Source organism: Nocardiopsis sp. KDC1DS13DA1 (genome assembly GCF_055632325.1).
The window spans coordinates 1-353 of the sequence record NZ_JBVMUY010000072.1 but is presented as its reverse complement, the minus strand read 5'-3'; the positions used below and the strand labels follow the sequence as shown (position 1 = coordinate 353).

Genomic DNA, 353 nt, shown 5'->3' with positions numbered 1-353 from the left:
GTGGCCGTGCCCGCGCCCACACCGTCCAGGCACAGCTCCTGAAGCGCCTCACCGTCCCGCACCACGGCCTCACCGGTGAAGTGGTACCGGGCGGGCCTGCCCCCGAGACGCTTCCACCTCACCGAGGTGACGTCCACCGCACCCGCGAACTTGCCGGCCAACCAGTCCCCGAACTCCTCCTCCGCCAGAGGGACCCGCTTGCCGCGCGCACGTGCCCCCTCCCCGGCGGGCCCCGTCGCGCGCTTGGCGGTCGGTGCCGTGATGAGCTCCCAGCGGACGCTCTCTCCCTCGGTGTGCCTGGGCATCGGGTTGATCGTCGCGAAGACCGCACCGGGAACCTTGCCCCAGGCGGG

At 73.1% G+C, this 353-nt stretch carries 1 pseudogene; it reads right to left on the bottom strand.

Features of this window, described 5'->3' with window-relative positions:
- Positions 1-353: pseudogene (locus ACTVAJ_RS30290) on the bottom strand (type I-E CRISPR-associated protein Cas6/Cse3/CasE); the annotation flags it as partial.